The sequence below is a fragment of the Bradyrhizobium jicamae genome (genome assembly GCF_018130695.1).
Taxonomy (GTDB): domain Bacteria; phylum Pseudomonadota; class Alphaproteobacteria; order Rhizobiales; family Xanthobacteraceae; genus Bradyrhizobium; species Bradyrhizobium jicamae_B.
The window spans coordinates 95,694-102,724 of sequence record NZ_JAFCJX010000031.1; the positions used below are offsets into that span (position 1 = coordinate 95,694).

General features: G+C 65.3%; 6 protein-coding genes. 3 read left to right on the top strand and 3 right to left on the bottom strand.

Annotation, left to right across the window (positions count from 1 at the left end):
- The first annotated feature begins 13 nt into the window (after positions 1-13).
- Positions 14-1,384, top strand: coding sequence for an MmgE/PrpD family protein (locus JQ604_RS33720; protein ID WP_212365036.1), 1,371 nt, complete (start codon positions 14-16; stop codon positions 1,382-1,384).
- A gap of 171 nt (positions 1,385-1,555) precedes the next feature.
- Here the strand turns inward: JQ604_RS33720 and JQ604_RS33725 are convergent, their stop codons facing one another.
- The 3 genes from JQ604_RS33725 to JQ604_RS33735 all read right to left on the bottom strand — a co-directional run bounded on the left by JQ604_RS33725 (position 1,556) and on the right by JQ604_RS33735 (position 4,840).
- Positions 1,556-2,983 carry a serine hydrolase domain-containing protein gene (locus JQ604_RS33725; RefSeq protein ID WP_212365037.1) on the bottom strand — a complete coding sequence of 476 codons (1,428 nt, stop codon included), beginning with the start codon at positions 2,981-2,983 and terminating at the stop codon, positions 1,556-1,558.
- Between the two features lie 162 nt (positions 2,984-3,145).
- The gene (locus tag JQ604_RS33730) at positions 3,146-4,204 is read right to left on the bottom strand and encodes a helix-turn-helix domain-containing protein (RefSeq protein WP_212365038.1); all 1,059 of its coding nucleotides are present in this window, start codon (positions 4,202-4,204) and stop codon (positions 3,146-3,148) included.
- 60 nt (positions 4,205-4,264) lie between these two features.
- Positions 4,265-4,840 carry a GNAT family N-acetyltransferase gene (locus JQ604_RS33735; protein WP_212365039.1) on the bottom strand — a complete coding sequence of 192 codons (576 nt, stop codon included), beginning with the start codon at positions 4,838-4,840 and terminating at the stop codon, positions 4,265-4,267.
- A gap of 117 nt (positions 4,841-4,957) precedes the next feature.
- On the opposite strand from JQ604_RS33735, the gene JQ604_RS33740 reads away from it, so the two are divergent.
- Positions 4,958-5,875, top strand: a complete 918-nt coding sequence (locus tag JQ604_RS33740) for a pirin family protein (RefSeq protein WP_212365040.1) — start codon at positions 4,958-4,960, stop codon at positions 5,873-5,875.
- Positions 5,876-5,952: 77 nt separating this feature from the next.
- On the top strand, positions 5,953-6,867 hold the full coding sequence (locus tag JQ604_RS33745) for a phosphoribosylaminoimidazolesuccinocarboxamide synthase (RefSeq protein ID WP_212365041.1): 915 nt from the start codon (positions 5,953-5,955) through the stop codon (positions 6,865-6,867).
- Positions 6,868-7,031 lie beyond the last annotated feature (164 nt).

Genomic DNA, 7,031 nt, shown 5'->3' on the forward strand with positions numbered 1-7,031 from the left:
ATGAGGAAACACGATGGCCCACGAAACCGCAACGCTGGCCGCCTATGTCGCCGACCTGAAATTCGAGGACATTCCGCCGGAGGTGCTGGAGCGCGCCAAGGTGCTGACGCTTGATTTCCTCGGCAGCACGATCCGTGCCCGGCGCGATGCGGAATCGACGCCCTCGCTGATGAAGATGCTGGAAGCGCTGGCGCTGGACGGCAAGGGCGAATCCACCGTGTTCGGCGACAGCAAGACCTGGACGCCGGCCGTGGCAGCACTCCTGAACGGCGCGCTCGGCCACTCCCTCGACTTCGACGACACCCACGCCGATTCCTCGCTGCATCCGAGTGCGCCGGTGGTGCCGGCCGCGTTTGCCGTCGGCGAGATGGTCGGCGCCTCCGGCCGCGACGTGCTGACCGCGATCGTCGCCGGCTATGAGGTCTGCTGCCGGCTCGGCAACGCGCTCGACCCGACCTCGCATTACGCCCGTGGCTTCCACCCGACCGCGACTGCCGGCACCTATGGCGCGGCCGCCGCAGCCGGAAAGCTGTTCGGCCTGACGAAGGAGCAGATCATCTCGGCCTTCGGCGTTTCCGGCAGCCAGGCCGCGGGCTCGCTGCAGTTTTTGGTCAACGGCGCCTGGAACAAGCGCTACCAGGTCGGCGCCGCCGCGATGAACGGCGTGATCGCCGCGACCCTGGCGCGCAATGATTTCGTCGGCTCGACCGAATCCGTCGAAGGTAAGCACGGCCTGCTCGTCGGTTACAGCGACGATGCGCATCCGGACAAGGCCGTGTCGGGCCTCGGCAACGTCTACGAGACGATGAAGATCGGCGTGAAGCCGTATCCGAGCTGCCGCTATACGCATGCTGCGATCGACGCGCTGATCGCGATGCGGCGCGAGCACAATCTGACGCCGGAGCAGATCAGGAAGGTCGAGATCGGCCTGCACCGCAACGGCATCACCCTGACCGGCGATGCTGCAACCAAGCGCCATCCGACCTCTGTGGTCGGCGGCCAGTTCTCGATGTTCTTCACCGGCGCGATCGCGCTCGACCAGGGCCGCTTCGGCTGGGACGATTACGAGCGGCTCGGCGACAAAGCGATCGACGCCCTCGCCGACAAGTTCGACGTGGTGCAGGACGACCGCCTCGAGGTCGGCCGCACTCATCCCTTCGGTGCCCGCGTCAGCATCACCACCGACGACGGCGTGCATGAACGCCTCTACGCTGATCCCTCCGGCGAGCCGACCTCGTTCCCCGATGCGGCAGCGATGCAGCAGAAGTTTTTGACACTGGCGCGGCCGGTGCTGAACAAGCGCGCCGATCAGCTCGCGGACGCGATCCTGACGCTGGAGCGGTTCGACCGCGTGGCGAAGGCGACGCAGTTGGGACGGCAGTAGCCGACCGTCGCCCTGGCGAAAGCGGGGGGCCCATATTCTGCAGCAGGAGTTGTGATCGGCGCTCGTCGTTCCAGCGAAGCCGTAGGGCGGATTAGCCGCAGGCGTAATCCGCCGACCGATGCCGCCCCGAAGAATGGCGGATTACACTTCGCTAATCCGCCCTACGATTCTTCAGTTGCCGCCCGCGAGCTTGGCCTTGCCTGACGTCGCTGCGACGACGTCGTGCACGAGATCAAACACACCATCAGCTTCCGCCGGCCAGTTCGGCGAGCGGCCAAGCCGCACGATGACGAGGCGCTCCGACGGAACGATCACCACGTACTGCCCGATCGTGCCCTTGGCAAAGAAGGCGTCGCGCGGCATGCCGTGGTCGACGCGGTAGTTCGCGCCAAAGCTGTCGCCACGGTTGGTCCAGAAGCCGGCACCGATGCCGACCCAGCCGCTCGGCGTCGGTGATGCCGAATAGGTCACCCACCCCTCGGGCAAGATCCGCCTGCCGCCGACAACGCCGTCGTCGAGATAGAGCTGGCCGAAACGCGCCCAGTCGCGCGCGCTGGCGAGCATCTGGCTCGATCCCTCCGGCGTGCCGGCGGCGTCGAATTCGAGCGTGACGTTGCGCATGCCGAGCGGACTGAACAGCTCCTGCCGCGCAAAACGCATCACGCGGGCGGCGTGGCCGCCGGCGGCGTTGCGGATCAGGTGCGAGAGGATGACGAGATTGCCGTCCTGATAATTCCAGGCACGGCCGGGTATGCTCTCCAGTGGCATGCTTTCCGCATAAGCCGCCATATCAGCTTCCATGAACTTCATGCGATTGACCGGCTCGAACGCAGAACCGAGCGAGGCCTGCAGCGAGCTGCCGAGCGCAAGGCCTGAGGTGTGGCGCAGCAGGTGATCGACCGTGATCCCGTGCCTGGGATCATCGGGGTTTTGCCACGCGGCGATCGGCGCGGGCTGATCGAGCTTCAAGGCACCCTTGCGGACGAGGATGCCGATCAGCGCCGAGATCACCGACTTGGTCGCGGAGAAGCCGAGCAGAGGCGTGTCGATGCCGATGCCGTCGGCGTAGCGCTCGGCGATGACATGGCCGTCCTTCATCACGACGATCGCGCGGGTGTGGCGGAACGGCGGCTGCGCCGGCTCGGCGAAAGCGCGATCGAGCGCCGCTGCGAGTTGCGGGCTCTGCGGCGCAACGACGTTGGGTCCGGCGATCTCGGGCAGCAGCCCAGCCTGCGGGGTCATCGAAGATAGCGCGCGATCGGCCGGCGCCACGCCGTGATCGAGATAGCAGCCGAGCCCTTCGCGATAGACGGCATGGCTACGGCCGAGCCCGAACAGCGTCACTGTGACGTCCTTCTTCGCGCGGTCGACCTGATAGTCCATCGCCCAGGTGATCAAGCTGGCGCCCGGCATCGCGTCCCTCGTCTCGGCAAAAGTCCGTTCCGGGGCGAGGCCGGACACGAAAGTCTCCGTGCACAGCAGATTGGCCATGAAGCCGGTCGCGACCTTGGGCACGTCGCGAGCGCGGGCGGCGGTGAGGGCAATCGCGCTGAGCGCTGACGTGGCGGCTAGAACGAGAATGAGCTTGCGACGGGTCACGGGATCCTCCGGCTTGGGTATGTGGGCGGATCAAGCCGGAGGGGTGGCGGGAAGGCTCGCCGAGTTTGGAAATCGGGTGGTTGGAGACTGAAAGGGGCTGGCCGATTCTGGAATTATTCAGTGATTCCAAAGGTCTCGAAATGTGAGCACAAGGCGAGAGAGTTAGACCGCGCTCGCCTTCGCCCTCCGGTACTCCGTCGGGGTCACACCTGTCGTCGCCTTGAACGCGCGATTGAACGGCCCCAGCGACTGGAAGCCGGCGTCCATGGCGATGGTGATGACGGGGACCTCGGCCTGCGCGGGATCGGCCAACGCCGCCTTGGCTTCCTCGATGCGGTGGTTGTTGAGGAAGACGTTGAAGTTGCGATAGCCGAGCCGCTGGTTGATCAGGCGGCGGAGCCGGTATTCGGGAATCCTCAGCCGGGTCGCCAGCGTGCCGATGGTGATGTTGTCCTGGCGATAGATGCGCTCATCGGCCATCAGCCGCATCAGGGCGTCGATCAGCTTCTGGTCCGCCGTGTCGTCCGCCGCGGGCTGGATACTCATCGGCGCGTCGGCTTCCACCGGCGCCGGGAACAGTTCGGCACCCTCGACGCGCATCATCGCATAGGTGATCGCAGCAACGACGGCGGCGAGCACGGCCGCGTTGAGCGTGTTGGCGAGCTCCGATGTGCCGCTGCCGACGGCACTGATCTGCAGCAACGCATTCGCGCCGCCATAGAGTGCGGCGGCGGCGACAATGAAGACGCGAACGCGGCGGCGACGCTCGACCAGATCGGACGACCATGACGTGATGGTCTGCGCGACCGCGAGGATGATGAAGGCGAGCGCAAGCAAATTGATCGCGACGATCGCGGCTCGCGCGTTGCCGGCGGGGGCGATCCACATGCAGCTGACAAAGCTGTAGCTGGCGACCGCGGCCCAGATCGCACCATGCCACCCGCGCAATCGAAACGCCTCGTCGAACAGCGCACGGGTGAACAGCCAGAACACCACGACATTGCCGGTCGAGAATGCAATCAGCGGCGCATGCCACGCCGAGATCGGCCCTGTCGTGCCGATCGACGCGGTTACCGCATGCGCAGCCGAGCCGAGCGCAAAGGCGACCGCGAGCTTTCCCGCCAGAACCTTTCGAAAATCAGTGAACAGCGATGCCGCCAGCGCCAGCAGCAGCGCCACAGTCGCGGCGCGCAAGGCAAGTTCGGTGGCGGCAAGGGTCATCGGGCGATGTCATCGGTCAAAGCTTCGGTTCGCCGAACATCGTTCGTCGAACGGCTTTTTTCAAGAACCATCGCGCGTCCAACGGTCGCGCGCGGTGACCCAGATATCGACGACGTGATCATTGAGCTGGCCCGGTCCTTCATTCACGGCGCCAAGCCGCCGCGCGACGCCTTGAGAAGGCGCGTTAGCGGCGTCGATGCAATGGACGATGCGGTCGACGGTGAAATTAGCGAACACCCAGTCGATCGCGCCGCGCGCCGCCTCAACCGCATAGCCGCGTCCCCAGCGGTCCGGCGTAATGGCCCAGCCGACTTCGAAGCCCGGCCAGCCCGGCGGATACCACGGCCCGACGCGGCCGACGTAATCACCGCTCGCTTTCTCCTCGACGGCAAACATGCCGAAGCCGTGCAGCGCCCAGTGGCCGGAGATGATCGCGGCATTGCGCCAGCCGTTCTGCTCTGATGTCACGGGCTTGCGATCCGGCGTGATGAAGCGCGCAACCTCGGGATCACCGAGCATCGCCGTGTTGCGCGCAATGTCGGACACGCGCCATGGCCGCAGGATCAGGCGCGGCGTTTCAATGGTCGGACCGTCGACCTGCAACAGCTTCGCGCCCGGCTTGATCGGAGAAACCATGGCCTGCCCCTGTTTCCAAATTTGCGCTGCAACGGCGTTGCGCCGCATCCCGCGATGCCGGCGACGAGGCTATCAAATCCTGCTACCATCGCGGCAAGAAAGAAGAAGGAGTTTTCCATGAGCTGGATGCCCGACCTCGATCCCGAACTCGGCGATCCCAAATCCTGCGATGCACTCGATCTCGTCATCGTGCCGCGCACCCGCGATCTCGGCGACGGCTTTGCCGTGCGCCGCGCGCTGCCGCATGGCAAGCGGCAGATGGTCGGGCCCTTCATCTTCTTCGATCATTTCGGCCCGGTGCAATATCTCGCCGGCAAGGGCATGGACGTGCGGCCGCATCCGCATATCGGGCTGGCCACTGTCACCTATCTATTCGACGGCAGCATCATGCATCGCGACAGCGAGGGCAACATCCAGGAGATCCAGCCTGGCGCGATGAACCTGATGACCGCTGGCCGCGGCATCGCCCATTCCGAGCGGACGCCCGACGTGCAGCGGCGCGACGGCCAGAAGATGCTGGGCCTGCAGAGCTGGATCGCGCTGCCCGCGGGCAAGGAAGAGATCGCGCCGTCATTCCAGCATTATGCCGCGGGCGATCTGCCGATGATCTCGGAGCGCGATTTCACCGCGCGGATCATCGCCGGCTCGTCGTTCGGCATCACCTCGCCGGTCGAGATGGTCTCGCCCTGGTTCTATGCCGAGGTGACTGCGAACGCCGGCACCTCGGTGCCGCTCGACCCCGACCATGAGGAGCGCGCGATCTATCTGGTCGAGGGCGAGGTCGAGATCGCAAACGAGCGCTACGAGGCTCCGCGGCTCCTGATCTTCCGGCCGGGCGATCGCATCACCGTGAGGACGACCAAGCCGACGCGAATGATGTTTCTGGGCGGAGACGCGCTGGAAGGGCCGCGGCATATCTGGTGGAATTTCGTGTCGTCCTCCAAGGAGCGGATCGAACAGGCCAAACAGGATTGGAAAACCGGGCGTTTTGCTGCAGTTCCCCAAGAACATGAGTTCATTCCGCTGCCGGAGTAAGCTATCTCCGAAAGCTCATCCCTCCAGCGGTCCGCCTGCCCGGCACGCGGGCCGCGCCGCCTCGAAAGACCACGCCCATGACCGCGATGCTCTCAAGCGATTTGCCCCTGCCCCGGATCGGCCGCGGCAAGGTGCGCGACATCTATGCCGTCGGCGAGGACCGCGTGCTGCTGCTGACCACTGACCGCATCTCGGCGTTCGACGTGGTGATGGCCGAAACCATTCCGATGAAAGGCGCGGTGCTCACGCAAATCAGCGCCTGGTGGTTCCGCCAGCTCGAGGCCACCGTGCCGCACCACATGATCAGCGCCGATGCCGACGAAATCATCAGCGAGGTGCCCGCGCTGGAGAACCATCGCGGCGACATCCAGGGACGCGCGATGCTGTGCAAGCGTACCACGGTGTTTCCGATCGAATGCGTGATCCGCGGCTACATCTCCGGCTCGGCCTGGAAGGAATATGCGACTGATGGCACGCTCGCCGGCGAGAAGCTGAAGGCGGGCCTCGTCGAAAGCGAGAAGCTCGACCCCGCAATCTTCAGCCCGGCGACCAAGGCCGAGACCGGCCATGACGAGAACATCACGGTTCAGCGCGTGCGCGAGATCGTAGGTCCCGATGTTGCCGCAACGCTGGAGAAGATGGCGCGCGACGTCTATGGCTATGGCGAGAAAACCAGCCGCGCCCGCGGCATCATCATCGCCGACACCAAATTCGAATTCGGCCGTGACAAGGATGGCAACATCATCCTGATCGACGAGGTGATGACGCCGGACTCATCGCGCTTCTGGGCGCTCGACGCTTACAAGCCCGGCCAGCCGCAGCCCAGTTTCGACAAGCAGCCACTGCGCGACTATCTCGACGTCGAGCGCCGCGCCGGCCGCTGGAACGGCGATGCGCCCGCGCCGCCGTTGCCGATGAGCGTGGTGGATGCAACCAGCAAGCGGTATCTCGAAGCGTATCGGCGGGTGACGGGGGCCGAGCTGAAGTTCTAGCCGCACATCGCGATGCCGTAGGGTGGGCAAAGCGTAGCGTGCCCACCATCACGCGCACGCCGTGGATGGTGGGCACGTCGCTACGCTCCTTTGCCCACCCTCATATGGGGATTTGTGAGTCAAGGCCCTTCGATTGGCTTGAGTGAGGTTGGTACGGTGCGAGG